At 68.3% G+C, this 26,443-nt stretch carries 21 protein-coding genes; 16 read left to right on the top strand and 5 right to left on the bottom strand.

The window, feature by feature from the left end; translation table 11 throughout:
- Positions 1-118 precede the first annotated feature (118 nt).
- The 3 genes from FNH24_RS28785 (at position 119) to FNH24_RS28795 (ending at position 6,700) form a co-directional block, all read left to right on the top strand.
- A complete protein-coding gene (locus FNH24_RS28785; RefSeq protein WP_152365648.1) occupies positions 119-796 on the top strand; it encodes an alpha/beta fold hydrolase in 678 nt (225 codons plus the stop codon).
- 170 nt (positions 797-966) lie between these two features.
- Entirely contained in the window at positions 967-4,344 is a 3,378-nt protein-coding gene (locus FNH24_RS28790; RefSeq protein ID WP_161606365.1) for a glycoside hydrolase domain-containing protein, read from the top strand.
- 148 nt (positions 4,345-4,492) lie between these two features.
- Positions 4,493-6,700, top strand: a complete 2,208-nt coding sequence (locus FNH24_RS28795) for a discoidin domain-containing protein (protein ID WP_152365650.1) — start codon at positions 4,493-4,495, stop codon at positions 6,698-6,700.
- A gap of 25 nt (positions 6,701-6,725) precedes the next feature.
- Here FNH24_RS28795 and FNH24_RS28800 read toward each other — a convergent pair whose 3' ends face one another.
- Entirely contained in the window at positions 6,726-7,628 is a 903-nt protein-coding gene (locus FNH24_RS28800; protein WP_152365651.1) for a helix-turn-helix domain-containing protein, read from the bottom strand.
- 64 nt (positions 7,629-7,692) lie between these two features.
- Between FNH24_RS28800 and FNH24_RS28805 the strand changes: the two genes are divergently transcribed.
- Genes FNH24_RS28805 through FNH24_RS28820 form a run of 4 tightly spaced genes read left to right on the top strand, consistent with a single transcriptional unit; the run spans position 7,693 to position 12,189 of the window.
- Positions 7,693-9,030, top strand: a complete 1,338-nt coding sequence (locus FNH24_RS28805; RefSeq protein WP_152365652.1) for a glycoside hydrolase family 36 protein — start codon at positions 7,693-7,695, stop codon at positions 9,028-9,030.
- Complete coding sequence (locus FNH24_RS28810; protein ID WP_246187111.1) at positions 9,017-10,009, top strand: carbohydrate ABC transporter permease; 993 nt, start codon at positions 9,017-9,019, stop codon at positions 10,007-10,009. The genes FNH24_RS28805 and FNH24_RS28810 overlap by 14 nt, the downstream gene beginning before the upstream one ends.
- Positions 10,010-10,020: 11 nt before the next feature.
- Positions 10,021-10,845, top strand: coding sequence for a carbohydrate ABC transporter permease (locus tag FNH24_RS28815; RefSeq protein WP_152365653.1), 825 nt, complete (start codon positions 10,021-10,023; stop codon positions 10,843-10,845).
- Positions 10,846-10,869: 24 nt separating this feature from the next.
- A complete protein-coding gene (locus FNH24_RS28820; protein WP_152365654.1) occupies positions 10,870-12,189 on the top strand; it encodes an ABC transporter substrate-binding protein in 1,320 nt (439 codons plus the stop codon).
- A gap of 418 nt (positions 12,190-12,607) precedes the next feature.
- Here the strand turns inward: FNH24_RS28820 and FNH24_RS28825 are convergent, their stop codons facing one another.
- Genes FNH24_RS28825 through FNH24_RS28835 form a run of 3 tightly spaced genes read right to left on the bottom strand, consistent with a single transcriptional unit; the run spans position 12,608 to position 15,141 of the window.
- A complete protein-coding gene (locus FNH24_RS28825) occupies positions 12,608-13,054 on the bottom strand; it encodes a DinB family protein (RefSeq protein ID WP_152365655.1) in 447 nt (148 codons plus the stop codon).
- Positions 13,055-13,083: 29 nt separating this feature from the next.
- The gene (locus FNH24_RS28830) at positions 13,084-14,082 is read right to left on the bottom strand and encodes an ABC transporter ATP-binding protein (protein ID WP_152365656.1); all 999 of its coding nucleotides are present in this window, start codon (positions 14,080-14,082) and stop codon (positions 13,084-13,086) included.
- A 6-nt stretch (positions 14,083-14,088) separates the two neighbouring features.
- Positions 14,089-15,141, bottom strand: a complete 1,053-nt coding sequence (locus FNH24_RS28835) for an ABC transporter ATP-binding protein (protein WP_425486916.1) — start codon at positions 15,139-15,141, stop codon at positions 14,089-14,091.
- A 145-nt stretch (positions 15,142-15,286) separates the two neighbouring features.
- Here FNH24_RS28835 and FNH24_RS28840 point away from each other — a divergent pair, with 145 nt between their 5' ends.
- From FNH24_RS28840 to FNH24_RS28870, 7 genes are read left to right on the top strand one after another with little or no spacing between them, the layout of a single operon-like run.
- Positions 15,287-16,495: a dipeptidase gene (locus FNH24_RS28840; protein WP_152365657.1), complete on the top strand. Its 1,209-nt coding sequence runs from the start codon at positions 15,287-15,289 to the stop codon at positions 16,493-16,495.
- Positions 16,495-18,138, top strand: a complete 1,644-nt coding sequence (locus tag FNH24_RS28845) for an ABC transporter substrate-binding protein (RefSeq protein WP_217428587.1) — start codon at positions 16,495-16,497, stop codon at positions 18,136-18,138. The genes FNH24_RS28840 and FNH24_RS28845 overlap by 1 nt, the downstream gene beginning before the upstream one ends.
- A gap of 4 nt (positions 18,139-18,142) precedes the next feature.
- The gene (locus FNH24_RS28850; RefSeq protein WP_152365658.1) at positions 18,143-19,099 is read left to right on the top strand and encodes an ABC transporter permease; all 957 of its coding nucleotides are present in this window, start codon (positions 18,143-18,145) and stop codon (positions 19,097-19,099) included.
- A complete protein-coding gene (locus FNH24_RS28855; protein ID WP_152365659.1) occupies positions 19,096-19,977 on the top strand; it encodes an ABC transporter permease in 882 nt (293 codons plus the stop codon). Before FNH24_RS28850 ends, FNH24_RS28855 begins: the two co-directional genes overlap by 4 nt.
- A 9-nt stretch (positions 19,978-19,986) precedes the next feature.
- Positions 19,987-21,279 carry a M24 family metallopeptidase gene (locus FNH24_RS28860; RefSeq protein ID WP_152365660.1) on the top strand — a complete coding sequence of 431 codons (1,293 nt, stop codon included), beginning with the start codon at positions 19,987-19,989 and terminating at the stop codon, positions 21,277-21,279.
- 25 nt (positions 21,280-21,304) lie between these two features.
- Positions 21,305-22,216, top strand: a complete 912-nt coding sequence (locus FNH24_RS28865; RefSeq protein WP_217428589.1) for an alpha/beta fold hydrolase — start codon at positions 21,305-21,307, stop codon at positions 22,214-22,216.
- A gap of 8 nt (positions 22,217-22,224) precedes the next feature.
- The gene (locus tag FNH24_RS28870) at positions 22,225-23,259 is read left to right on the top strand and encodes an Lrp/AsnC family transcriptional regulator (RefSeq protein WP_217428590.1); all 1,035 of its coding nucleotides are present in this window, start codon (positions 22,225-22,227) and stop codon (positions 23,257-23,259) included.
- Between the two features lie 4 nt (positions 23,260-23,263).
- Here FNH24_RS28870 and FNH24_RS28875 read toward each other — a convergent pair whose 3' ends face one another.
- Entirely contained in the window at positions 23,264-23,689 is a 426-nt protein-coding gene (locus FNH24_RS28875; RefSeq protein ID WP_217428591.1) for a PPOX class F420-dependent oxidoreductase, read from the bottom strand.
- A gap of 66 nt (positions 23,690-23,755) precedes the next feature.
- On the opposite strand from FNH24_RS28875, the gene purD reads away from it, so the two are divergent.
- Both purD and purB read left to right on the top strand, forming a co-directional pair.
- Positions 23,756-25,003 carry a phosphoribosylamine--glycine ligase gene (gene purD, locus FNH24_RS28880; protein ID WP_152365663.1) on the top strand — a complete coding sequence of 416 codons (1,248 nt, stop codon included), beginning with the start codon at positions 23,756-23,758 and terminating at the stop codon, positions 25,001-25,003.
- A complete protein-coding gene (purB, locus tag FNH24_RS28885) occupies positions 25,003-26,436 on the top strand; it encodes an adenylosuccinate lyase (RefSeq protein WP_217428621.1) in 1,434 nt (477 codons plus the stop codon). Before purD ends, purB begins: the two co-directional genes overlap by 1 nt.
- The last annotated feature ends 7 nt before the right edge of the window (positions 26,437-26,443 follow it).

Below are 26,443 nucleotides of genomic sequence, written 5' to 3' on the forward strand. Positions count from 1 at the left end.
AGGTCAGATCTAGACTGCTCTCGCTCAGCCTGGCTGTCAAGGCTTGGTCGCTCGGTCCGGGGTAGAGTGCGCGAGGTCGGCAGCGGTGCCGTACGACTCCCGAGTGAGGATGATGATCATGGCCGATCACCTACTGATCCCCGGCGCCGACGGTCGCTCGTGGTACTGGCATCGGCTGGTGCCGGAGCTGGAACGCCGCGGTCACCGGGCGGTCGCGGTGGAGTTGCCGTTCGCCGCGGAATCGACCCTGGACGACTATGCAGCGGCGGCGGTCACCCAGGCCCTCGCGGCCGGCGCCGACGGCGGCTGGGTCGTGGTGGCGCAGTCGCTCGGCGCCTTCACCGCACCGCTGTTGTGCTCCCGGATCGCCGTCGATCAGTTGGTGCTGCTGAACCCGATGGTGCCCGGCCCCGGAGAAACCGCGGGCGACTGGTGGGACAACACCGGGCAGGACGAGGCCCGGCAGGAGGCGGCTCGCCAGGATCACCGACCGGCCGATTTCGACGTGGTCCGCGACTTCTTCCACGACGTGCCGCCGGAGATCACCGAGCGCGCGTTCGCCGACGCCGAGGTGGCCGCGCTGGACTCGGTCTTCGGGCAGCCGTGGCCGCTCGCGGCCTGGCCCGAGATCACGACTCGGGTGATCCAGGCCACCGATGATCGCTTCTTCCCGCTCGAGTTCCAGCGGCGGGTGGTCCGGGAACGGCTCGGCATCGAGCAACTCGAACTCATCCCCGGCGGCCACCTGAGCGCACTGAGCCGGCCGGCCGAGGTCGCCGCTGCGCTGGCTCGGTGATCAACAACCGCACTGCGACAGCCGGACGGCTCGGGCATCCCTGACCGTACCCACTGATCGCAGTGGTCTACCCGGATCCCTGGACTCCGGCGGCGCCGACCGGATACCAATTCCAAGAGCCCTGCCACGCAAGGCCGGCCGGGGACACGGGGATGCGAGGAGGCGTGCGGATGCGCAGGTGGAGCGGGTTGGTGTTGATCATGGGGATCGTGGCCGGGCTGGCCGTTATGTCGCCGCCGCGGGCCGCGGCCGCGGACGAGGTGTTGACCAGCGTCTGGACGGCGACCTCGTACGACAACGTGTTCGCCGCCGACGTCGCTCCGCGGGACGCGACCACGGCGATCGAGCTGCTCGCCGCCCGCAACGAGTTCGAGTCCGGGCAGGTGCTGATCCGCAAGACCGCCGACTTCACCATCGAGGGGGTCGAGTTCAGCGACCTCGCCGGCCCGGGCACGCTGTCCGCCGACAATCTCGACTACCGCTTCGTCGAGTTCGAACAGCTGCCGGCCAACTCGGCCTTCGGCGGCGGCCGGCAGCCGGTGACCAACCCGATCCGGAAGGCCCCGGACGCCTTCCCTGATGCGCTGAGCAACGATCCGACGATCGAGGTGCCGGCCAACACGACGCAACCGATCTGGATCCGCGGGTTCGTGCCGAAGGACACCAAGCCGGGCGAATACCGGGGCACGGTGTTGGTGATCACCAGCCAGGGCACCAGCAAGATCGATCTCACCCTCACGGTGGCGGCCGCGACCATCCCGGACGCCGGCCGGAGCAGCTTCACCACCGACCTATGGATGCTGCAGTACGGATCGTTGTCCTGGGACGAGGGCGACGGTGACACCATCGAGATCTTCTACGGCCACAAGAGGCTGAGCCCCGTGTGGTGGCAGCTGATGGGCGAGTTCGCCAAGTCGATGAAGGAGAACCGGCACAACAACCTGCCGGTCAACCTGGTTCAGCTGTTGATCGGCGGTGGCAGCAAGCCGGACGCCGGCGGCAAGTTCACCTTCGACTGGTCGGTGTTCGATCAGTTCGTCCAGTTCTTCGACGACAGGGGCGTGGTCAAGCAGCTCGAGGGCTTCTGGATGGCCGGACCCAACGTGCACGGTGACCCGTACCCCCAACTCGAGGTGATCAACAGCGAGGGCCGGCGCGACTACGCGCATTGGGACAGCACCGAGGCGACCAGCTTCGTCGATCAACTCGTGCCAGCACTGCGTGATCACCTGAAGGAGAAGGGCTGGCAGGACAAGTGGTGGATGCACGTCGGTGACGAGCCGAGCGGGCCGGAGACCCTGAAGATGCAGGTCGGCCTGGCCGCGAAGTACCGCAGCCACTGGCCCGAGGTCCGACTGGCCGACGCGGTGGTCGACTTCGGCTCGGTCGAGACGGTCGGCAAGCACCAGACGTTCCTGATCCCGAACGAGTTGATCTTGAACGAGCACGAGAAGTATTACGCCGACCAGGTCGCGGCCGGCAAGGACGTCTGGCTCTACAACTGCAACGTGCCCACCTGGAGCTATCTCAACCGCTTCATCGATCAGCCGGTCTGGCATCAGCGCGCGACCATGTGGTACGCCTACAGCCGCGACCTCAGCGGCTATCTGCACTGGGCGTTCAACAACTGGCAATACAAGATGCAAGATCAGGAAGTCCGCGGTGACGGCTGGATCACCAAGCCGGACAAGAAGAACAACAAGCTCAAGGGCACCATCCGGCTGGAGTCGCTGCGCGACGGGCTGGAGGATCGGGAGCTGCTCGAGCTGGTCGGCAAGCAGAACCCGACCCTGGCCAAGGATCTGGCCGGCAGCCTGGTCAGCACGGCCAACCGCTACAGCCGCGACACCGCTTACATGCAACGGATCCGGGCCCTGCTGGTCCGCGCCGCCGCGGGTGAGGATCCGGTCCGGCCGGACGAGCAGACCGGTCGGGACGGGGTCGGCGTGATCGATCTCGGTGCCCAGTATCAGGTCGACGGCGTACGGCTGCGCAACGCGAAGTCGGGCGCCACGATCGAGACCTCCTTCGACGGCAAGCGCTGGAGCAAGGCCGTGAGCACCAAGCGGCCGGTGGAGTTCGCCGGGCTGAACGCCAAGGCCCGTTACGTTCGGGTCACAGCGAGTCGGCTGACCGGATTCACCGTCGCCGGGGCCGAGTTGGCGCGGCCCAATCTGGCCGGCGGACGGACCTATCAGAAACCGGACGGGGTGAGTGGCGATTACGCCGACACCGCCGATTCCGAGGCGACGGACGGCCTGCTGGCCGGCCATTTCGACGACCAGCGGTCGTTTGCCTACGACCTGCCGGCCGACTCGACCGAGGACTACGCCGTCGTCGTCGATCTCGGTGATCAGCGATCGGTGGATCAGGTCAAGATCCATCGCTACGAGGAGTACGACGCGGCCAAGTACGCCCCCGACGGCATCACGGTGGCGATCAGCGCCGACGGCAAGACGTACCGGCAGAAGGGTGTCTCGACATCGCCCAGCCGATACGGTGTCTGGTACGACGTCCGGTCCCCGGTCGACCAAGCCCGCTACGTCAAGATCACATACCGCAAGGCGGCCGCGGCGAACGCCGACATGATCTTCCTGGACGAGATCGAGGTCTACGGCCCGGCGGACGGGCTGACCAACCTGGCGGCCGGGGCGAGGTACCAGAAGTCCGCCGAACCCGATGATCCGTTCTATCGCGACGATCGCGGCCGCGAATCGACCGACGGCGTGATCGCCGGAGACGGCCGCGACGGCGTCGGCTACGCGTACTACCTGGGCGGTGAGGAGTCGCGCCGCACCGTCTCGGTCACGGTCGACCTGGACGGGCCGAAGTTGATCTCCGAGGTGCAGCTGCAACGCTACTTCGACGGCTTCCACCAATACCAACCCGACCGGGTCAAGATCGCGATCAAGCCCACCGGCGGTGACTTCAAGCAGGTCGGCGACCTGGCCTGGCCCACCGGCACCTGGTATCGCGCGGCCTTCGATCCGGTGGAGGCGACGGCGGTCCGGATCGACGTGACCAAGGCCGACGGCAGGTTCGCCGACTATCTGTTCCTGGACGAGCTCGCGGTGATCGGCGACCCGGCCGAATCCCCGTCCAATCTGGTCGCCGGTGCCGATTACACCCGGAGCGCGGAGTTCCAGGACCCGAGCTACGGCGACGCCGGTCACGAGTCGACCGACGGCGTCCTCGCCGGGCACTACAGCGACGGCGAGTCCTATGCGTACTACTTCACCGACAGTGGCCCGGAGCGGACGATCATGATCGACTTCGATCTCGGCCAGGCCCGGACGATCAGCATGGGCCGGTTCCGGCAGTACTTCGACGGTGAGCACGACTACGCCCCGGACAAGGTCACCCTGCTGACCAGTGACGACGGCCAGACCTGGACCGAGCGCGCCAGCACCGACACCGCGGCCGAACGTTGGTTCGACCTCGGCTTCGCCCCGGTCGACGCTCGCTACGTCCGGTTCGCCGCGACCAAGAAGCCCGGCTACTTCGCCGAATACATCTTCGTCGACGAACTCCAGATCTTCGGCCGCTGATCTTTGTTCCCTGAGCTTGTCGAAGGGCAAGTCAGGATCGCCCAGCCCTTCGACAGGCTCAGGGAACGGAACAACGGTGGCGGATCGTGCACGAGGACAGCACGATTCTGTGTTCCCGTGGCAACCTCCACGGCCTAGCGTTCGGCAGGTGAAGCCGACGCTGACGGCGCTGCTGGTTGCGGCCATGGTCCTGCTCCTGTCTCCGCTGCCGGCCCGGGCGGCCGACCGGCCGATCCCGGTGCAGGTGCTCGGGATCACCGACCTGCACGGCTACCTGGACCCGGCGCACAACCAGAAGGTGACCGGGCCGAACGGTCCGATCGACGTCGGCGGTGCTTCCTACCTCAAGGCACACCTTGATCGACTCCGGAGCGACCAGCCGAATTCGTTCCTGGTCGGCTCCGGTGATCAGTTCAGCGGCTGGCCGGACTACACCCAGGCGTTCTCCAACGAGCCCACGATCGAGGTGCTGAACGAGCTCGGGATGGACTTCGACGTGGCCGGCAACCACGAGTTCGACCGCGAGTTCCCGTTCCTGAAGCGGATGGTGTCCGGCGACTGCTACGGCAAGCCCGGGTTCGACAGCTGCTTCAGCGACTCGACCGGGCAACCGTTCGCCGGCACCGGGTACGGCTATCACGCGGCCAACATCATCGATCCGCAAACCAGGCGGACGGTGCTGCCGCCGTACTGGATCAGCGAGGTCCGCGGGCCGAACGGCAAGATCATCCCGATCGGCTTCATCGGGCTGACCCTGCCCGGCACGTCGGAGGAGTGGCTGTCCATCGGCGGCGGCGGCTTCGAGTTCACCGACCTGGTGACCGGAGCCAACCGAGCGGCTGATCAACTGCAGGCCAAGGGCGTCGAAACGATCATCGTCTCCGCCCACGACGGCGGCCAGCACGGCGGCCTCTACAACGAGTGCAAGAACCCGACCGGCCCACTGTTCGACGCGGCCCGGACCATGTCTCCCGCGATCGACGCGATCTTCGGCGGGCACTGGCACACCCAGTTCAACTGCATGATCCCCGACCCCAACGGCGACCTGCGGCCGGTGATCGAGGCGGGCGACAACGCCAAGCTGATCGGCGAGGTGCAGCTGTCGATCGACCCGGCCACCGGTGATGTGATCCGCGAGGCCACCCGGGCGACGAATCATCCGGTGACCAAGGACATCGCCCCAGACCCGACGATCGAGAAGATCGTCTCCTACTGGCTCGAGAAGTGGCGGGCGCGACAGGACGAGCCGCTGAGCAGCATCACCCGCGACTTCGAGTTCTCGACCACGGTGGAGAGCCGGATCATGAACCTCGCCGCCGACCTCTACCTGGCCGAGGCCAAGCACCGGCGGCGCGGCAACGCCGACCTGGCGCTGGTGCCGTCGGACATCGGTGTCGACGTGGTGCCGCAGGGTCTCAGCTACGCCCCCGGTGCGTCGCCGGCCGACGCGCCGGGCCGGGTGCTCTACGGCGAGGCCTGGCCGGTCTTCGGCATCTCGCCGATCACCACGGTCAGCCTGACCGGCACCGAGCTCGATCGGGTCTTGGAGGAGCAGTGGCTGCCGCCGGCCTACGGCTGCAGTCGGTCCACCGCGCTGGCGGTGTCCGGCAACGTCTCGTACCGCTACGACGAGGGGAAGCCGCCCGGCCAACGGGTTGATCCGGCGGAGGTGTTGATCAACGGCCAGCCGCTGCGTGAGTTGCGCACGTATCGGGTGGCCACCTCCCCGGTGCTGCTGCTGCACGGCCGTCAGCACGGCTACCCGACCGTCGAGGAAGATCACGAGGACATGGTCCGTGCCCCGCTGATGGGCCAGGACGTCTTCCTCACCTACCTGCGCACGCACTCGCGGCTGGCCGACCCGGGCCTCGGCCGGGTGACCAAGATCGCCGGCACCCCACCGCCGGCCGACGGGCCGTTCGGGCCGTTGAAACTCCTTCCTCAGCAGGAGATCAAGGCGACCGCGACCAGTCAGGGCAACGCCGCGCACGGGCCGGCCGGCGCGGTCGACGGCAAGTGCTCCACCATGTGGCATTCCGCCTGGGCCCCGCACGCTCCGCTGCCGCAGTCGATCACTCTCGATCTTGGTCGGACGCGGGCGATCGAGGCCCTGGTCTACACCCCGCGGCAGGACGCCGACGTGCCCAACGGCCGGATCTCGGAGTACCGGATCGAGGGCAGCACCGACGGCCAGACCTACACCACCATCGCCACCGGCACCTGGGACGGCACCATCGAGGCCAAGCTCGCCAGGTTCGCGGCCGGCACCCAGGCCCGCTACGTCCGCCTGGTCGGCGTCGCCGGCGGCGCCGACTACGCCGCCGCCACCGAACTCAACCTCGCCCTCACCCCCTAACAAACCCACAGCCCGGGTCGGCGGTTTAGACGGGGGAGGAGGTGCGGCGGAAGGCGGTGGGGGACTGGCCGAGGCGGCGGGCGAACTGGCGGCTGAAGTAGTGGGGCGAGTCGAAGCCGACCGAGCGGGAGATCTGGGTGATCGACAGGTCGGTTGCGGCCAGCAGTTCGGCGGCGCGTTGCAGGCGTAGCGCGAGCACGACGTTCATGATCGAGTCACCGACCTGTTCCTTGAACAGATGGGCCAGCCGGGAGACCGACACCTGGGCCAGGGCGGCGAGCTGGGTCAGGGTGTGACTCTTCGCCGGGTCGGTGGTGACCGCGTCCAGCACCAGTTGGACCCGGGAGTCGAGCTGCCGGGTGCCCTCGCGCAGGCTGCTGATCGCCACCAGCAGCACCTCCTCGATCCCGTTCAGCGCCAGCTGGGTGGCCAGAGTTTGATCAAGCAGGTGCAGGTACGTGTCGCCGGTGGGCGAGAGGCCTGCCCGCTGCGCGTCCAGATGCAGCCTGGTGAACGCGGAGACGACCCGGTCGGTCTCCGACGGTCGCCGTAACCGGACGTGATGCAGTCCGGGCAGCGTCTCGGGCAGTGCGAACCAGGAGTGCCAGTCCCGTCGCGGCTGGAAGTGGGCCCACCAGTTGTCCCAGTGCGCGCCGACCGTCGCGTAGTCGTGCTCGGTGCCGGGCCGGACCAGGGCCAGGTCGCCCTGCCGCAACGCCAGGGTGTTGTCGCCGACCTTGAACCGGCCGGCCCCGGCGACGGTGTAGACGAGATACCAACTGCCGACCCCCTGCGGACGGACGACGCGATAGTCCGGTCCGCTGTGGAAGTGGCCGGTCACCAGCCGGCTCGGTGGCGGCGTCTCGCTGTACAGCTCGATCAGGAGCTGGGTAGCAAGATCGTGCTCGAGTTCAGCAGGGTCGGTCATGGTGGTCTCCCCGGATTCCGCTCTAGGTTGAGCAACATCCTGCTAGCCGAGGAGCACCGAGTCCATGCCTTTCGCGCCGATCGCCGAGATTCCGTACGAGTCCGGGGCCACCCGGATCTACGAGCACGGCTGGCAGTCCTGGAGCCCGAGCGGCTGGTATCGGCCGGAGCAGCAGCCGCCGCGGGCGACCGCGCCGAACCACCAGGTGATGGCCTACCGCCCGGTGGCCAACCGCACGGTCGAGCCACTCGCCGCCGGCACCTTCCAGGGCGAGGGGATGCTGGCGGTGGCGACCGGTGACGAGGTGGTCGTGTTCGCCGCGCCGACGCCGGATCGGGTGCCGACCATCCGCTGTGAGCCGCGGGCCGGCCGGTTGTTGATCACCGCCGACGGCGAGGTCGAGACCCTGCGGGGCACCTCGCCCGACCCGGATCGCGTGCTGGCCGCGTGGGCGGACGGGTTCGGCCGCCGGCACGGTGCGGTCGACACCCAGGTCTTCGGTCCCGGTTGGTGCAGTTGGTACGCGTACTGGGGCAAGGTCACCGAGCGGGACGTGATGACCGACGTCCGGGCGTTCGATGATCATCAGCTCAGCGTCGACCTGGTGCTGTTGGACGAGGGCTACCAGAGTGAGATCGGCGACTGGCTGACCACCCGGGACGACTTCGGCTCGACCGTGCGACTGGCCGCGGACATCCGTTCCTCCGGCCGCCGAGCCGGCATCTGGGTGGCGCCCTTCCTGGTCGGAGCCAAGAGCGAGGTGGCGCGGCTGCACCCCGAGTGGCTGGTCGGTGCCGCCGACGCCGGGCACAACTGGCAGCAACAGCAGTTGATCTTGGATGTCACCCATCCCGGCGCGGCCCGGCACGTCACCGATGTGTTCACCGAGCTGTGCCGCCAGGGGTACGACCACTTCAAGCTGGACTTTCTCTATGCCGGCGCGATCGAGGGCCGGCGGCACGAGCCGGTGGACGGGATCGAGGCCTATCGCGCCGGGCTGACCTTGATCAGGAGGGCGGTCGGCAGCAACCGGATCCTGCACGGCTGCGGCGCGCCGATCCTGCCCAGCGTCGGCCTGGTCGACTGCATGCGGGTCTCGCCGGACACCGATCCGCTGGTCGAGCCGCCGAGCGGCGACATCAGCCAGCCGGGCCAGCGCGGCGCGCGATCGACCTCGCGGGCCCGCGACTTCCTGCACGGCCGGTTCTGGGCCAACGACCCGGACTGCCTGATCGTCCGGCCGGAGATCCAGGCCCGCGAGGCCTGGGCCGATCACATCGCCGCCTCACCCGGCCTCCGTCTGGCCAGCGACCCGATCGCCGCCCTCGACGACTGGGGCCTGGCCCGGACCCGCGAACTCCTGATCGCCAGCTCATCGGACCCGGTCGATGTCGATCACTGATGCACGTTCCGAAGGTGTTCGTTCCCTGAGCCTGTCGAAGGGCAAGCCCGATGATCTTCCGCCGGGCGAGACTGCCACCCAGCCGCGGCGCTTCCGCCGGCCCAGCCGCGTGCGCCAAGGCCTGACCGGCTATGCGATGCTCGCGCCGAGCATGATCGGGATCCTCGGCTTCCTGCTCGCGCCGGTGTTGATCGTGATCATCGTCAGCCTGTTCGACTGGAAGCTGCTCGGCACCCCGAAGTTCGTCGGCCTGAAGAACTACGCCGAGCTGCTCGGCGACGCCGACGTCGGCCACTCGCTGCTGGTGACGATCCTGTACGTGCTGATCTGCGTGCCGGGCACGACCATCCTGTCCCTACTGCTGGCGACGCTGGTCAACCGGAAACTCAAGGGAATGAAATACTTCCGGGCCCTGCTGGTGATCCCCTGGATGGCCGCCCCGGTCGCCCTCGGCCTGGTCTGGGGCTGGATCTTCGACCCGGCCCGCGGCGCGATCAACGCCTTCCTGGCCCTGTTCGGTCTCGAGGGCCCGGCCTGGCTCGCCACGCCGGAGCTGGCGCTGCCGGCCGTCGCCGCCGTGCACGTCTGGCAGTTCGCCGGCTACAACATGCTGTTCTTCCTGGCCGGGCTGCAGAACATCCCGGAGAGCCTGCGCGAGGCGTCCGCGCTGGACGGCGCCTCGGCGGTGCGGCACTTCTTCACCATCACCCTGCCGCTGCTCCGGCCGACCCTACTGTTCGTGTTGATCACCAACGTGATCGGCTCGTTCCAGGCGTTCGACACGATCTACGTGATGACCGAGGGCGGGCCGGGCGACAGCACCGAAGTGATCACCTACCACATCTATCGAGAGGCGTTCCTGAAGTTCGACTTCGGCTACGCGTCGACGGTGTCGGTCGCGCTGTTCCTGATCATCCTGGCGGTCAGCCTGGCCCAGTTCGCCTACTTCGAGCGTCGCACGACGTACGACGTCTCGTGAGGAGCCGAGGAATGTCTCGATCATCGATTCCGGCCAGCGTCGCGGCGTACGCGATCCTGGTGGTCGGCGGCCTGTTCGCCGTCTTCCCGTATCTGATCACCGTGCTGACCGCCTTCAAAGGCCCTGGTGAGTTGTTCGCCACCCTGCCCTGGCAGCCGAGCTGGCCGCCCAGCCTGGACGCGTTCGGCCGGCTGTTCGACTCCGGCTTCGGCAACTACCTGCTGAACACCGTGTTGATCACGGTCGTGATCGTCGCCGGCCAGTTGATCTTCGGCACCCTCGCCGCGTACGCCTTCGCCCGGATCCCGTTCCCGGGGCGGGACGTGCTGTTCTGGGTCTATCTGTCGACGATGATGGTGCCGGCCGTCGTCACCATGATCCCGCTCTATCTGATGATGCAGCGGCTCGGCCTGATCGACACCTGGGCCGGCCTCGCGCTGCCGACCGTCTTCGGCACCCCGTACGCGATCTTCCTGCTCCGGCAGTTCTTCCGCAGCATCCCGACCGACCTGGAGGACTCCGCCCGGATCGACGGCGCCGGGTTGGTCCGCACCCTGGTCTCGATCATCCTGCCGCTGTCCAAGCCGATCCTGGTCACCGTCACCACCTTGGCCGTCGTCGGCAGCTGGAACAGCTTCCTCTGGCCGTTGATCATCACCAGCAGCCAGGACAAGCGGCTGCTGTCGGTCGGGATCGCCTTGTTCAAAGGCGAGATCGGGGTCGACTACAACGCGATCATGGCCGGCAGCCTGATCGCACTCGCACCGCTGCTCGTCCTGTTCGTCTTCTTCCAACGATTCATCGTCCGCTCCGTCGCGGTCACCGGCCTGAAATAGCCGGCTCTATCAGGAGGCACTCACATGTCACGCACCTTCCAGCGCCGCACGCTCCTCATCGGAGCCGCCGGCACCGTGGCCCTGTCCGCCTGCGGCAATCAAGAGCCCACCGGCACCCCGGGGGAGAAGGTCGAGCTGGTCTACCGGCTCTGGGACGAGCAGCAGGAGGTGGGCTACCGGGACGTGTTCGCCGCCTTCACCGCCGATCACCCGGACGTCACCGTCCGGATGGAACTGCTGCCCTGGGACCAGTACTGGACCAAGCTCACCGCCGAGCTCGCCTCCGGCAACGGCCCGGACGTGTTCTGGCTGACCAACGACCGGCTCCCCGACCTGGCCTCCAAGGGTGTCCTGGCGCCGATCGATGATCAACTGAAGACCGCCGGGATCGACCTGGCCAACTATCACTCGAATGTCGCCCAGTCCTTCCGGTGGGAAGATCAGCAGTACGGCATGCCGAAGGACATGGGCGTCGTCGGCCTGCTCTACAACAAGGATCTGTTCCGGGCTGCCGGCGTCGACGAGCCGGGCGAGCTGGAATGGAACCCGGGCGGCACCGGCACCTTCGAGGAGCTGGCCCGGAAGCTGACCGTGGACCAGGCGGGCAAGACCGCCGCCGAGGCCGGGTTCGATCCGACCAAGATCAAACAGTGGGGCTGCCTGTCCTGGAACCACGGCCAGACCACCTGGCTGAACTGGATCGCCTCCAACGGCGGCCAGGTCCGTGATCCCGGTGGGCAGTTCACCTACGGTTCGCCGAAGTCGGTGGAGGCGCTGCAGTGGGCCCGGGATGTGATCTTCAAGTGGCACCTGTCACCGGACGGCACCCGGACCAACCCACCGACCGGCCAGGCCACCGAGATGTTCTATCGCGGTGAGGTCGCCATGTTCGACGCCAACAACGCGCTGCTGCCGTTCGCGCTGCCCGAGGTGAAGTTCGAGATCGGCGTCGCCACGCTGCCCAAGGGCCCGGCCGGGCGCACCGTGGTGATCAACGGCCTCGGCGAAGTGGCCTACTCCGGCTCCAAGCATCCGGAGGCCACCATGAAGCTGATCACCTTCCTCGGCTCCGAGCGGGCCCAGAAGATCATGGGCGACGCCGGCTACATCATCCCGGCGTTGAATGACGCGGGCGCCGGCTACGTCGACTTCTGGAAGGGCAAGGGGATCGACGTGCAGCCGTACCTCGACTCGGCCGCGGGCAACACCGTCAACATGCCGGTCGGAGACGATTGGCTGGCCAGGGATCCGGAGATCAACAAGGCCGCCTCCGACCTCTTCCTGAACCAGCTGCCCGTTGCCGAGATCGCCGCGAAGATGGACGAGATCGCCAACGGTTCGTAGCTTGTCCGTTCCCTGAGCCTGTCGGCGTGTTCGTTCCCTGAGCTTGTCGAAGGGCAAGCCAGACGGGTGCCGCCCCATCGGGTTTCGGCCTGACGGCCGGAAAGATGCGCCAAGGATGGGTGGGTCATGGCGCTGCCTGGGAACTGCCGGCCGGCCGCCGGTTGCGCCGTGGCCGGGATCATCGACTGTGACGTTTCCCGGCTCGATCGGCACCGAACGGGCGGGAAACGTCACAGTCGACGCGCAGTCGGCGACTTTCGCCGCCCAACACTGGCGCCCGGCCGCCTGACGCGGCGGGCCGCCTTGACCCGCCCGCTTCTTGGCGCGTCTTTCCGGCCGTCAGGCCGAAATCCGGAGGGGGCAGCATCTGGCTTGCCCTTCGACAGGCTCAGGGAACGAAGATGCAGACGTCCCTTGTTCAGCGGCCGGTCTTGCCATCGAGCTGTTCGCGGATGATGTCGGCGTGGCCGGTGTGCTGGGCGGTCTCGGTGATCACGGCCAGGATCGCCCAGCGGAGATCGCGGGTCTTCCCGTTGTGGGTCAGGGGTGCTGTGGGATCGCCGATCTCGCGGATGATCACGTCGCTGGCCTCGCAGGCGGCCCGGTAGTCCGCTCGGAGGGCGCGCAGCGACACAACCGGATCGACCTGCATCGATCGCTTGCCGCGACTGGGCTTGCGGCCGGCGACGATCTGTTCGATCCACTTCGCCTCGACGAAGGTCAGGTGCTGGATCAGGCCGGCCAGGTTGGTGCCGGACGGGACGGTGCTGCGCCGGGCGTCGGCCTCGCTCAGCCCGGCGAGCTTGTCCAGCGCGCTCGTACGAAGTCCGTGCAGGGTGGCGAGCAGCGCATCGAGCTCACTCATGATCACAGCGTGACACGGGAAGCCGTGGCTCAGGAGACGTTGAGCGGATCGAGTTGTTCGGCGTGGTGGCAGGCGCTGAGCCGATCGCTGTCACCGGCCGGGATCCGCAGCTCCGGCACTACCGACCGGCATTCGTCGGTCGCCAGCCAGCAGCGCGGATGGAAGCGGCAGCCGGCGGGTGGGTCGACCGGCGACGGCGGCTCACCGGACAGCGCCCGGCGGCGGCCGAGCTTGCCGCGTTCGGCCCGGCTGGCCGGCGGGGTGGCCGAGAGCAGGGCCTGCGTGTACGGGTGCCGCGGGCGCTGATAGATCTCCTCGGTCTCACCGAGCTCGGCGATCCGGCCGAGATACATCACGGCCACCTGGTCGGCGATGTGCCGGACGACGGAAAGATCATGCGCGATGAACAGCACGGCCACCCCGAGCCGGGTCTGCAGGTCGCCGAGCAGATTGATCACCTGGGCCTGCACCGACACGTCGAGGGCCGAGACCGGCTCGTCGCAGACCAGCACGTCGGGATCGAGCGCCAACGCCCGCGCGATGCCGATCCGCTGCCGCTGCCCGCCCGAGAACTGGTGCGGGAACCGGCCCATCATGCCCGGATCGAGCCCGACCAGACCGAGCAACTCGGCCACCCGGTCGCGTCGCTGCCCGGCCCGGCCGGTCCGGCCGGCGGCCAGCGGTTCGGCGACGATGTCGAGCACCGTCATCCGCGGATCCAGCGAGGTGTACGGATCCTGGAAGATCATCTGGACACCTTGCCGGAGCAATCGCCGGTCCTTGCTGCGACCGGCCGTCACGTCGGTGCCGCGATAGCGCAGGACCCCCGAGTCGGGGCGATCCAGGCCGACCAGCATCCGGGCCAGGGTCGACTTGCCGCAGCCGGACTCGCCGACCACGCCGAGCGTCTGGCCGCTGCGCAGCTCGAGGCTCACCCCGTCCACCGCGGACACCCGGGACCGGCTGAAGGCCGAGCCGGTGGGAAAGCTCCGGACCAGCTCGGACGCTGCCAAGATCACGTCAGCCACCACTGATCAACGACCTCCCGTGATCAGTTCCGCGGTGATCAGCTCGCCACTGATCAATTCGTCGGACCGGTGACAGGCGGCCAGCCGACCCGGCTGCGGCTCGACCAGCAACGGCCGCTGCTCCCGACAGATCGGCAGCTGCACCGGACACCGGGGATGGAACGAGCAGCCTGGTGGAGTCTGGGCCGGGTTGGGTGGCGACCCGGGAATGGCGAGCAGCGGAGCACCCCGTCCGGCCGCCTGCGGCATCGACCGCAGCAGCGCTGCCGTGTACGGATGCGCCGGCCGGTCCAGCACCCGGTCCGCATCGCCCGCCTCGACCACCCGGCCGGCGTACATCACCGCCAGCCGGTCGGCGACCTCCATCACCACGCCAAGATCATGCGTGATCAACAGGATTCCCATGCCCAGTTGCTCCCGCAGCCGGTCGAGCAGGTCCAGGATCTGGGCCTGCACCGTGACGTCGAGGGCTGTCGTCGGCTCGTCGGCGATCAACATCCGCGGCTCCAGGGCGATCGCCATCGCGATCAGGATCCGCTGCCGCATGCCGCCGGAGAACTGGTGCGGGTAGTCGTTGATCCGCCGCTGCGGCGTGGGGATGCCGACCAGCCCGAGCAGCTCGATCGCGTGCGCCTTGGCGGCCGCGCGCCGTTCGCCGCGCCGGACCCGGAACAGCTCGCCGAGTTGATCACCGATGCTGAGCACGGGATTCAGCGCCGACAACGCGTCCTGCATCACCAGGCTGATCACGGTGCCGCGCAGGCCGCGCCGCGTCCGTTCGTCGAGCGTGGTCAGGTCGTGCCCGGCCAGCAGTAGTTCGTCGGCGGTGGCGTGGGCGTTGTCTTCGAGCAGACCCATGATCGCCCGGGCGGTGACCGACTTGCCGGAGCCGGACTCGCCGAGCAGGGCCACCGTCTCACCGGCGGCCACGTCGAGGTCGACCTCGCGGACCACCACCGCGTCGCCCCCGCTCGCGGCGAACGTCACCCCGAGGTTGCGGACGCGCAGCACCGGGTCGGGTCGAGGCGTCTGCACGGGACTCATCATGACACGGCTCATGTTACCGATTTGTGTCAACTCTGGAGCATTTGTGCCGAGATTCATCAAAAAGGTTGACATCTGTGCCGAGGACTACGCACGCTAGCCGTCGTGGTGCCAGATCGTGCGCCACCGATCGCAAGCACGACGAAGGAGCGAGTCAACCGTGCTGGAGCCCGCCAAGCGCTACACCGGCTACAAGGCCTACGACTATCTCGAGCCCGGCAAGGACTTCCGGGAGTTCGATTACGCCAAGCAGATCAACCGGGTCCCCGAATACGCCGGACTGGACCTGTCCGACGACCAGACCGCCCGGACCAAGCGACTGCTGGCCGACGAGCTGGTGATCTCGCTGCATGATCACGTCCAGGTCTTCCCGGAGGACCTGGGTCAGCTCCGCGAGCACATCCGTCAGGGCCGCGAACCAACCGGCTATGAGGGCTTGTCCCGGTCCGGCCTGACCGCGGTCTTCGACAACGGCATGGACGGCACCTGCTGCATCAGCAGCGACGCCGGCTGGAAATACACCGACGTGCTGTTCGACCTCGGCGTCCGGATGGCCGACCTGGCGCACCAGGACTTCGTGATCAAGGCCGAGACCGTCGCCGACCTGGAGTACGCGCACCAGACCGGCCGGCTGGCCCACGTCTTCGCCCTCGAGGCGTCGACCATGATCGAGAACGAGGTCGACCGGCTGGATGTGCTGTACGGGTTCGGCGTCCGGCAGATGGGCATCGCCTACTCCGAGGCCAACACCCTGGGCAGCGGGCTGAAGGAGCGGCGCGACGGCGGGCTGACGTACTTCGGCGAACGGGCGGTCGAGCGGATGAACAAGCTCGGCATCGCGATCGACATCTCGCACTCCGGCGACCAGACCTGCGTGGACACGATCAAGGCCTCGACCAAGCCGGTGTTCATCACCCATGCCGGCGCCCGGTCGGTCTGGCCGACCAACCGGATGAAGACCGACGAGACGATCGTCGAGTGCGCCAAGCGCGGCGGCGTGATCGGCCTCGAGGCGGCGCCACACACGACCCTGTCGCCGCAGCATCCCCGGCACTCGCTGGAGTCGGTGATGGACCACTTCGTCTACTGCGTCGACCTGGTCGGGCTGGAGCACGTCAGCTTCGGCCCGGACACCCTGTTCGGTGATCATGTCGGGCTGCATCACGCGTTCGCGGGCAACCTGTCCATCGGGCAGGCGCACGCCGGCGTGGAGTTCGAAGAGGTCGAGTACGTCGACGGTCTGGAGAACCCGGCCGAGGAGTTCTTCAATATCATCGGCTGGCTGGTCAAGCACGACTACTCCGACGACGAGATCCGAGCCGTCGTCGGCGGCAACACGCTGCGGGTTCTCAAGGAGGTGTGGATCTGATGAACCCCCGTCCGTCCGGACCGCTGGCCCGGCGACTCGCCCTGCTGGCCGGCGCGGCCGCGATGATCATGGTCGCCGCCTGCGCGCCGACGGCCCCGACGGACGGCGGTCCGTCCGGTCCCGGGTCCGGCGCGGTCAGCGATCCGACGCTGACCATCGCGACAACCACCGACGTGGTCAACTTCAACCCGTTGATCGGCAACAGCCGCAGCGACTACTGGATCACCAACCTGATGTATCCGCATCTGCTCGGCATCGCCGACAACGGCAGCAAGACCGCCCATCTGGCAACCGAATGGGGCTACGTCGACGCGACCACCGGTTTCTACGAGATCCGGGACGACTTCAGCTGGAATGACGGCACCAAGCTGACCGCCGAGGACGTCGCCTGGACCCTGAACGCGGTGAAGAAGGACAAGCCGTCCGGCACCTTCTACGGACAGCTGGCCAACTTCACTTCGGCCGAGGCGGTGTCGCCGACCAGGGTCGAGCTGAAGCTGGCCAAGCCGGACACGTCGATCATCGACGAGATCGGCTTCTGGGGAAACATCGTGCCCAAGCACGCGTTCTCCAAGGCCGAATCGGTGGCGACCTTCGCCAACGACGGTAAGGACGGCGGCTGGGTCAGCGCCGGCCCGTACCAACTGAAGACGGTCCAGGCCGGGCAGAGCTACACGCTGGACCGGGTCGAGCCGTATCCGCTGACCGACGGTGGCAAACCCCGCGCGAAGCAGGTCATCTACCGGGTCTACCCGGACGTGAACACCGAGATCCTCGCGTTGCAGAGCGGCGAGGTGGACGTGATCGCCAACGCGCTGCCGCCGGCCCAGGTGGAGAAGCTCCGGGCCACCCAGGGGATCAAGATCGCCGAGTCCAAGGGCCTCGGCTATGCCCACCTGACCTACAACATGACCAAGCCCGACCTGGCCAAGGTCGAGGTCCGGCAGGCGCTGGCGCACGCGGTGGACTACAACGCGATCCGCACCGTGGTGCTGCAGGGGCAGGCGGTCTCCACCGGCTCAAGCCCGCTGATGCCAGTGCTCGAGGACTATCACGACCCGTCGATCACCGAATACGAGTTCGACACCGCCAAGGCGCGGCAGTTGATGGAGCAGGCCGGTTTTCAGGCCGGGGCGGACGGGAAGTTCGAGCCGACGTTCCGAATGATCTATTCGCTGCAGGACGCGGTGACCGCGCAATGGGTGACGATGATCAAGGACTCGGCCGCCGAGGCCGGGATCAAGATCGAGTTGCAGGGTCTGGAGCGTAACGCCTATCTGGCCAAGACCGACAAGGGTGACTTCGACATCTATGCCGGCAACTTCGCGATCATGGACGACCCGGTGACCAACATGACGCTGACCTACCTGCCCGGTGGCGTGATCAACTACAGCTACGTGGACGACCCGGAGCTGAGCAAGCTGATCACCGACGCCGCCGTGACGCCGGACAAGCAGCAGAAGATCACCCTGATGCGCCAGGCGGCGAAGATCGTCCGGGACAACATGTACGACAACATCATGTACACCCAGAACCTCTACTTCGCCTACTCCGATGAATGGGACGGGTTCCAGGCCAAGCCGTCGGAGCTGTTGTCGATCGTCAATCCCGAGTCCGTGGCGAGCGCGACGAAGGTCAAGTAACTCGATGCTGAGGTTCGTGGCCGCCCGGCTCGGCCGGGGCGTGGTGACCGTCTGGTTCGCCGTGACCGTGACGTTCCTGATGCTCCGGCTGCTGCCGGGCGACCCGGCGCTGGCCCTGGCCAGCACCAACATGACCGCCGAGACCCGGGCGACGATCCTCGCGTCGTACGGGCTCGATCAACCGCTGCCGATCCAGTACGGCCTCTACCTCGGCCAACTGCTGCAGGGAAACCTCGGCATCTCCTTCACCCAACAGGTCCCGGTGCTGGACGTCTTGCTGGCCCGGTTGCCGTGGACCCTGTTGCTCACCGGCGCGGCGCTGGTGCTGACGATCATGATCGGGATCCCGCTCGGGGTGCTGGCTGCGTCCCGGCGCGGCGGCTTCCTCGATCGCGCGATCCAGGTGCTCGGCGTCACCGGCCAGTCGATCTTCGTGCCCAGCCTGGCCGTGTTCCTGCTGTTCACCTTCGGGCTGCGGCTGGGCTGGTTGCCGATCGGCGGCGCGTACGACACCGGCGTCTACGGTCTCGACTGGTACGGCAACGTGCTGCGCCACCTGATCCTGCCGGCGGCCTCGCTGATGTTGATCCAGCTCGGCTCGTACGTGCTGACGATGCGGTCGACCTTGATCGAAACCCTGGGCGAGGACTACATCACCCTGGCCCGGGCCAACGGGCTGTCGCCGGCCCGGGTGCTGTGGAAGCACGCGCTGCGCAACGCGCTGCTGCCGACCACCACCCTGATCGGGCTGCAGCTCGGCTTCCTGGTCGGCGGCGCCGTGCTGACCGAGACCGTGTTCGCCTACCCGGGGATCGGCCGCGCCATCTACGAGGCGGTGACCCAGCTGGATTACGCCGTGCTGCAGGGCGCGTTCCTGCTGCTGGCCGCGACCGTCGTCGCCGCGAACATGATCACCGACCTGATCTACGGACTGCTCGACCCGCGGGTGAAGGCACGATGACCGCGACGACGGCCACCGCCGAGCCGGTCGCCACCGACAGCCCCCGGGCCGGGATCGCGACCTGGCGGGCCTTCCGGCGGGAGCCGCTCGGCCTGGCCGCGGGCGCGATCATGATCTTGTTGATCGTGATGGCGGTTGCTGCGCCGCTGCTCGCCCCGTACCCGGAGAGTTACGGCGTGAACGTGCTGCGGCCGCCCGGCGGAGCGAACTGGTTCGGCACCGACGCACTCGGCCGGGATGTCTATGCCGAGGTGGTCTGGGGCAGTCGGCAGAGCCTGCTGGTCGCGTTCGCCGCGTCGGCGATCGCGATCGTGATCGGCACCCTTCTGGCCCTGGTCGGCGCCTACCTGCGCTGGCTGGACAAGATCATCAGCGTGCTGGTCGACCTGGTGCTGTCGCTGCCGGTGCTGCCGTTGATGATCTTGGTCGCGGCGTTGGTCGGGCCGAGCACGGGCACGATCATCGCGGTGGTGGCCGCCTTCTCCTGGCCGGAGGTGACCCGGATCGTCCGGTCGCAGGCGCTGACCGTGGTCCAGTTGCCGTACGTCGACGCGGCCCGGCTGGTCACCACGTCACCGGCCTGGATCATCGGCCGGCACGTGCTGCCGGCGGTCGCGCCGGTGATCGTCGTCTCGGTCGTGGTCACCGCCTCCCGGGCCGTCCTTTCCGCCGCCGGCCTGTCCTTCCTCGGCCTCGGTGACCCAAACACCTGGTCCTGGGGCCGGATCCTGTACGAGGCGCAGCAGTCCGGCGCGATGTCCAGCTCCTGGTGGCTCACCCTCTTCCCGTCCTTGGCGATCTTGCTCCTGGTGCTGTCCGCGACCTGTCTGTCCATCGCCTACAACGACGCCCGCAACCCGCGATCCCGGAAACGCTGAGGAGTGATCATGTCGGTCGATTCGTCCCCTGAGCCGTTTGGTTCGTTCCCTGAGCCCCTTGGTTCGTTCCCTGAGTCCCTTGGTTCGTTCCCTGAGCTTGTCGAAGGGCAGACCACGTCCACCTTCAACCAACGCCTGGCACCCGAGTTCTTCGACCGCGTCCAGGCGCGGGTGGTCGAGCGACTGACGGCGACGGGCTTGACGGCGATCTTGACCGACGACCCGGAGGACGTCGCCTACCTGACCGGCTTCTTCCACCACCCCTGCGAACGCCCGGTCGCCGTCTGGCTGCAGGCGGACGGACGCTGCGTCCTACTGCTGCCGGAGCTTGAACGCGAGCACGCCGAACTGCAGCAGGCCCGCGCCGAGTTCGCCGTCTTCGGCGAGTATCCCGGCGTCCGGCCCCCGTTCGGTGCCCTGGCCGGGGCCGTCGGATCGCTGCCGCCGGCGACCCCGGTCGGCTTCGGCAGCCAGATCAGCCACGCCCGGTTGACCGCGGCCCAGGAAGCGATGGGACCCGCCGACTGGCGGCCGACGACGTTGATCACCAAGGCGCGCTTCCGGAAATTCGACGAGGAGATCGCGCTGCACCAGGAGGCGGCCCGGATCACCGACCTGATGATCACCGGCGGTGTCGAGCTGATCACCGAGGCGGTGGCGGCGGGCGGCGAATTGCCCAGTGAGGCTGAGATCGCGGGCCACATCAGCAAGATCGGCACCGGCACCATGTATGCGGAGCACCAGGGCGTCGTGGTGGTCGAGATGCTCGCCGGCGGCCTGGTCTACGCCGCCGCCAACAGCGCCTACCCGCACGGCCTGCCGAGCGGCTACCGGCTGCGGCCCGGCGACACCTTCATGCTGTCCCTCGGCTGCGCGGTCGGCGGCCGCTACGTCGAGGGGGAGCGGACCTTCGTCCTCGGTGAACCGAGTGCCGAGCAGCGGGCGTACCACTCGATCATCGAGCAGGCTCAGCGAATCGGTGGCGAGGCGATCCGGTCCGGCGCGGAGTGCCGGGAGATCAACCGGACCTGCCTGGACGTGATCCGCGAGGCCGGATTCGGCGAGTTCCTGCGGCACCGGCAGGGGCACGGCATCGGGCTCGGCATGCACGAGCCGCCGTGGCTGGAGGACGGCGACCCGACCGTGCTGCAGCCGGGCATGATCGTTTCCAACGAGCCCGGCATCTACATCCGTGATCATGCCGGCTACCGGATCAGCGACAGCATGCTGGTCACCGCCGGCGGCTCCCGGTCGCTCACCGCCTATCCGCGAGATCTCGCCTCCTGCACCATCCCCGTCTGATCACCGACCGCAAGGAGCTACCGCCGTGTCCGGAACCGACACCACCGCCGAGTTCGCCCGCGCCGAAGGCGAAGCGGAGCTGATCACGATCAACGGCAACCGGCTCGCCGTCGAAGTCCTCGGCCCGGAGGACGCGCCGGTGATCATCACCCACCACGGTGCTCCGGGTCTCGGCTCCCGGGCCGAGCCGAAGGCCAGCTTCGGCCGGCTCGCCGACGCCTACCGGGTGATCACCTTCGACGCCCGCGGCTCCGGCCAGAGCGAGGGCAACGGCACCTTCAGCCACGAGCAGTGGGCGGCCGACATCGAGGCGCTGCGGGAGTGGTCCGGCGCCAACCGGATCTGCATGGCCGGCGGCTCGTACGGCGGCTTCATGGCGATGGAGTATGCGATCCGCTACCCCGACCGGGTCGCCGCGCTGGTGCTGCGCGACACCGCCGCCGACAACTCGCACTCGGAGCTGGCCCGGCAGAACGCCCTGGCCTCGGACCGGGTGACGGTCGACATGGCGAAGTTCGACCGGATCGACGCCGGACTGGTCCGGGACAACGACGACCTGCGGGACTGCTGGCGGGAGATCCTTCCGCTGTACGACTTCAATTACGATCCGTCGTCGGTGGAGAAGAAGGTCGCCGCGACCCCGTACCGCTATCAGGCGCACAACTACGCGTTCTCCACCAACCTGCCGGGCTTCGACCTGAAGCCGCAGTTGCCGGGCGTGACGGCGCCGACCTTGATCACGGTCGGTCGCACCGACTGGATCACCCCCGTATCCTGCAGCGAGACGATCGCCGGGCTGATCCCCGACTCCCGGTTGGTGATCTTCGAACGATCGGGGCACTCGCCGCAGATCGAGGAGGCGGAAGCATGGACGAAGACGGTGCGGGACTTCCTGGCCGAGGTCTACCCGGGGGTCGCGACTCCTACGACGAACTGACCGCGCCCGTGGAGCTGCGTACCATCGACGACCTGACCGAGCTCGACCGACGGATCATCGTCGCCCTGCAACAGAACGGGCGGGCCAGCTGGACCTCGATCGCCGAGATCATCGGGTCGTCGGTGCCGACGGTGACCCGGCGCGGGCAGCAGTTGATCACCGACGGCGTGGTCAAGATCACCGTGCTGCCGACACCGACCAGCTTCGGTCAGGTCGACATGTTCGTGGTCCGGATCAACTGCACGCCTGGCACCCAGCTCAAGGTCGCCGCCGAACTGGTCTCCCGTCCCGACGTCCGATTTCTCTCCCTGGTCACCGGCAAGTACGACATCGTCGCCGAGATCATGGTCCGCGGCGGCGCCTCGCACTACCCCGATCTGATCTCGCCGGTGCAGTCGATCGCCGGGATCGAGCGGTGGCGCAGCGATCTGCTGCTGCACGTCTACAAGGTCGGACACGACTGGAGCCGGCAACTGCTGGCGGAGCGGCTCGCCGTGCTGGAACGGGTCGAGGACGACACCGAGACCGACACGGACGATCAGCCGCCGGCCAGCACCCCGGCCATCTGCTCACCGGATCATTTCGACGACGTCGACTGGCAGATCCTGGCCACGCTGAAGCAGGACGGCCGGACCACGTTCAAGGCGATCGGCGCCGACCTGGGCCTGAACGAAAGCAGCGTGCGGCGCCGGTTCGAGCGGATGCGGCAGAACCGCTGCGTCGACGTGCTCACGCTGGTGCCGGCCGCGGCCCTCGGCATGGGCGCCGAGACGTTGTTGATCGTCAAGGTCCGGCCGGGCCACCTGGACGGCGTGGTCCGCGGCCTGGTCCCGCACTCCGCGGTCCGCTATCTGGCCGCCACCCTGGACCAGAACTCGCTCTTCTGCGAGGTGATCGCCGGCAGCAACGACGACCTCTACCGCTTCATCACCGAAACCCTGTCCCACCTCGACGGCGTCGAAGGCTGGGAAGCCAGCATGGAACTCCTCAACCCCAAACGCGGCTTCGCCGAAACCCCCTGGTGGCGCACCCAGGTCACCTGATCACTCAGCGGATTTTGGCGCCGTAGACGTGGTTGACCTTGAGGATCAGCAGGACGCGGCGGTCGGAGACCATCACCGAGCGGTACTCGGCCCAGTCCGGGTGCTCGCCGCCGGCCTTGCGGTAGTAGTCGACCAGGGCCTCGACCTCCGGTCCGTGCGGGTCGGTGCCGGGGCCGATCAGGGTCGCCGGACCCTCCGCGGTGGCCCAGGACCAGCCGTCGGGGCTGGTCACCTCGAGCGCGGCCCGCGGATCGCGGCGCAGGTTGGTCGTCTTGGCCCGGCCCTCGGTGATCGAGACCAGGATGACCTCCGCTTCGCGGTCGTAGTACGGCGTCACCGGGGACAACTGGGGCAGACCATCGGCCTTGATCGTGGCCAGGACGCCGATGCCGCTCTCGGCCAGAAGCGTGCGTGGGTTGAATTCCGTCACATCGGAATGCAAGCGCCGCCGATCGCCGGTTATTCCGCGACGAAGTCCGGCCGATAGGCTGGCGGCATGCGCGTCCTGATCATTGGTACCGGTGGGCGCGAGCACGCGCTCGCCCTGGCGATCGCTGCCGACCCCGCCGTGACCGAGGTGCACGCCGCGCCCGGCAACCCGGGCATCGCGGAGTGTGCCACCAACCATCCGGTCGATCCGCTGAGCGGGCCCGAGGTGGCCGCGCTGGCCACCCGGCTCGGCGTCGACCTGGTCGTGGTCGGGCCCGAGGCGCCGCTCGTCGCCGGAGTCGCCGACCCCGTCCGGGAGGCCGGGATCGCCGTCTTCGGACCGTCCGGCGCGGCGGCGAAGATCGAGGGCAGCAAGACGTACGCGAAGGAGATCATGGCGGCGGCCGGCGTGCCGACCGCCCAGGCGCGGACGTGTGGAACCGCGGCCGAGATCGAGGCCGCGCTGGACGAGTTCGGCCCGCCGTATGTGGTGAAGGACGACGGACTGGCCGCCGGCAAGGGCGTCGTGGTGACCGAGGATCGCGGCATCGCGGTCGAACACGCGCTGCGCTGCGCGCCGGTGGTGATCGAGGAATTCCTGGACGGGCCCGAGGTGAGCCTGTTCGCGATCACCGACGGCACCACGGTCCGGCCGCTGCGGCCGGCGCAGGACTTCAAGCGGGCGTACGACGACGACGCCGGCCCGAACACCGGCGGGATGGGCGCCTACACCCCGCTGCCCTGGGCGCCGGATGATCTTGTCGACGACGTGCTGGCCCGGGTGCTGCAGCCGACCGTGGACGAGCTGCGGCGCCGCGGCACTCCGTTCGTCGGGCTGCTCTACGCCGGGCTCGCACTGACCTCGCGCGGCCTGCGCGTGATCGAGTTCAACGCGCGGTTCGGTGATCCGGAGACCCAGGCCCTGCTGCCACTGTTGAAGACCCCGCTGGCCACTCTGTTGGCCGCCGCGGCCGCCGGTGAGCTGGCCGCGCAGCCCGAGCTCGAGTGGGCCGACAGGGCGGCGGTGACGGTCGTGCTGGCCAGCAACGGTTATCCGGAGTCGCCGCGCCAGGGTGATCAGCTGACGGTGGCCGAGCTGCCGGCTGGATCCCATGTGGTGCACGCCGGGACCGCCCTCGATGGTCAAGGTCGGCTGGTCAGCGCCGGCGGTCGAGTGCTGGCCGTGGTCGGCATCGGCGCCGATCTCGACGACGCCCGCGAGCTGGCGTACCGGGCGCTGACCAAGATCGAGCTCGAGGGCTCGTTCTACCGCCGCGACATCGCCGCCGCGGCCGCCGCCCCGGTAGGGAGTTGATCATGGTCCCGAACGTCCTGGCCCAGCGCTACGCCTCGGCCGAAATGCGGGCGATCTGGTCGCCGGAGCAGAAGATCATCGCCGAACGCCGGCTCTGGCTGGCCGTGCTCGCCGCGCAGCGTGATCTCGGGGTCGAGTTCGGTGGCGACGACCCGGCCGCGGTGCTGGACGCGTACACGAAGGTGGTGGAGCAGGTCGACCTGGCGTCGATCGCGGAGCGGGAGAAGATCACCCGGCACGACGTCAAGGCGCGGATCGAGGAGTTCAGCGATCTTGCCGGCTACGAGCACATCCACAAGGGGATGACCAGCCGCGACCTGACCGAGAACGTCGAACAGTTGCAGCAGGTCGATTCGCTGCGGCTGGTCCGGGACCGGATCGTCGCCGTGCTGGTCCGGTTGAGCCGGCTCGCGGTCGAGTACGGCGAGCTGGCCATGGCCGGCCGGTCGCACAACGTCGCCGCCCAGATCACCACGCTGGGCAAGCGGTTCGCCACCGCCGCCGACGAGTTGATCATCGCCTACCGGCGGATCGAGGAGTTGATCAACCGCTATCCGCTGCGCGGGATCAAGGGCCCGGTCGGCACCGGCCAGGACATGCTCGACCTGCTCGGCGGAGATGCCGACAAGCTGGCCCAGCTGGAGCAGCGGGTGGCCGACCACCTGGGCTTCGCCTCGGTGTTGATCAGCACCGGCCAGGTCTATCCGCGGTCGCTGGACTACGAGGTGGTCACCGCGCTGGCCCAGGCCGCCGCGGCGCCGTCCAACGTCGCGACCAGCATCAGGCTGATGGCCGGGCACGAGCTGGTCACCGAGGGCTTCCGTCCCGGCCAGGTCGGCTCCAGCGCGATGCCGCACAAGATGAACACCCGCTCCTGCGAGCGGGTGAACGGGCTGTCGGTGATCATCCGCGGCTACGTTTCCATGATCGGCGAGCTGGCCGGTGATCAGTGGAACGAGGGCGACGTGTCCTGCTCGGTGGTCCGCCGGGTCGCCCTGCCCGACGCCTTCTTCGCCCTGGACGGCCTGTTCGAGACCTTCCTCACCGTGTTGGACGACTTCGGCGCCTACCCGGCGGTGATCGACGCCGAGCTGCGCCGCTACTTGCCGTACCTGACCACGACCAAGATCTTGATGGCTGCCGTGCAACGCGGCGTCGGCCGGGAGGTCGCCCATGAGGCGATCAAGGAACACGCCGTCGCCGTCGCCCTGGACCAGCGCCAGTCCGGCCGTCCCGACAACGACCTCTACGACCGGTTGGCCGCCGACCCCCGGCTCGGCCTGACCCGGGCCGACCTCGACGCCGTGGCTTCGAATCCCCTCGAGCTGGCCGGCATCGCCCCCCACCAGGTCCAAGCCCTGGCGGCGCAGATCGAGCGGATCGCCGGCAGCCACCCCACGGCCGCCGCGTACGCCCCCGGCCCGACCATCTGACCTGATC

It is taken from the genome of Microlunatus speluncae (assembly GCF_009299835.1).
In the GTDB taxonomy this organism is placed as follows: domain Bacteria; phylum Actinomycetota; class Actinomycetes; order Propionibacteriales; family Propionibacteriaceae; genus Microlunatus; species Microlunatus speluncae.